The sequence below is a fragment of the Anoxybacillus thermarum genome, assembly GCF_000836725.1.
In the GTDB taxonomy this organism is placed as follows: domain Bacteria; phylum Bacillota; class Bacilli; order Bacillales; family Anoxybacillaceae; genus Anoxybacillus; species Anoxybacillus thermarum.
This window is the reverse complement of record NZ_JXTH01000116.1, coordinates 1-1,795: the sequence shown is the minus strand read 5'-3', so window position 1 is coordinate 1,795 and position 1,795 is coordinate 1. Positions and strand designations below refer to the sequence as shown.

Annotated in this window: 2 pseudogenes; one reads left to right on the top strand and one right to left on the bottom strand. The window is 46.0% G+C overall.

Annotation, left to right across the window (positions count from 1 at the left end):
• A pseudogene (locus LH47_RS14540) lies at positions 1-524 on the bottom strand (IS4-like element IS5377 family transposase); the annotation flags it as partial.
• A 284-nt stretch (positions 525-808) separates the two neighbouring features.
• Between LH47_RS14540 and LH47_RS14535 the strand changes: the two are divergent.
• Positions 809-1,498, top strand: a pseudogene (locus tag LH47_RS14535) (aldo/keto reductase); the annotation flags it as partial.
• Positions 1,499-1,795 lie beyond the last annotated feature (297 nt).

The window sequence follows — 1,795 nt, the reverse complement described above, 5'->3', positions numbered from 1 at the left end:
GCGTTCGTCAACTGTTCTCCCACCGGGCCATCATGACGCAGTCCGATGGTTTCCACCACGTCTGCCGGCAACGAGGATTCCGGCGAATACGCGACGTGCAGCTTCACTCCGGCGCGTTCGCCGTGATACGGCGCCCATGGCAGGCGGTTTTTCCCGACCGTGACGGTCGTCGAATCCACCACCCGAAGCGGTTTGGGAAACCGAAGCGAACGGCGGGTTTGGCGGTTGCACTTGGAAATGATCAACGCCAACAAGCGTTTCATGATGTCATAGGGAACTTCTTTCGCTTTCTTGGATACAGTTGAATAATGGAATCGCGGCAATCCATACAGAGGCCCCACATCGGCTCCGTGGCGAAAGCTTTTCCATTGATGCATGGCGGCCAGCAGGAAGAAGTGAATCAACTCGCGCAACGTAAAGGTTCGAGACGAATCACGATACCCAACCGCTTCGGCAATCAGTTGAATCTCTTCATCCGAAACAAGTTTTTGCATCAAATTCGGGAGTGTGGTATGCTTGTTCATAGAGAGCACCTCCTGGGTTTGTTTGTGTCGCTACTCACATTCTACAGGAAAGGTGCTCTTTTTTCTATACCCTTTGGATTTTATTGGATAATCAACACGCCTGACTTTATGTGGAAAACAAAAAATGGACTAAGTTATTTACCATAGCCCCTAGTCTTCAAAGATTAGGGGTTTTTTGGCCAGAATATGTAGCGATTTATTTTATTTATCGCTATTATTGTATTCGCTAGCGTGTTGTATGTTGTGATACAATCATATTTGTTTCCACGAAAATGACGAGGGGGATGAATATGAGAAACATTGGTAGCTCTAGTCTAATGGCGTCGGAAATCGTGCTAGGGTGCATGAGAATTGCGGATATGTCGGTTTCCGAACTTTCACGTTATGTAGACGAAGCGATTGAAGCAGGAATTACGATGTTTGACCATGCCGATATTTATGGAAAAGGACGTTGTGAGGAGCTGTTTGGCGAAGTGCTCGCTTCTCGCCCGCATTTGCGCGAACGCATCCATATTCAAAGTAAATGTTCGATTCGTGACGGCTATTATGACTTATCAAAAGAACACATTTTAGCATCGGTCGACGGAATATTAAAGCGACTTCAAACCGATTATTTAGACATGCTGCTTTTACATCGGCCGGATACGCTTATGGAACCAGAAGAAGTAGCAGAGGCGTTTGACAGTCTACATGCAAGTGGAAAAGTCCGTCATTTCGGGGTGAGCAACTTCAATAGTATGCAAATCGAGCTATTGCAAGCATACATTAAGCAGCCGATTATCGCAAATCAAATGCAGTTCAGTATGATGCATGCGAATTTAGTGACAAGCGGCATTCAAGCGAATACGCTATTTGACGGGGCAGCTGACCGCGACGGTCATATTTTAGAATATTGTCGATTAAAAAACATTACCATCCAAGCGTGGTCTCCGTTTCAATACGGCTTTTTTGAAGGAGTATTTATTGACAACGAGGTGTGAGTAAAATATTTGTGGGTGACATTCAGGAATGATTCCCCGACGAGGGTTGCGAACTTTTGTTCGCGACGCTCGTCGGGGCCACCAAGCGAAGCGCGGTAGAAAAAAGCAAATGTCATGCAAAAAGGACTCTCTCCCTGCTATGATGGTGATGACCAACATCAATAAAACAGGAGGGAGAGAGTCCATGAAACATTTTACCACAGAATGGCCTTTATTAAAAGAGCTGGAGGAACAATTAGTCAGAACTCTTCAAAAGGTGTTCGCTGTCTTGTTGGCGGCCCTTTTGGAGGA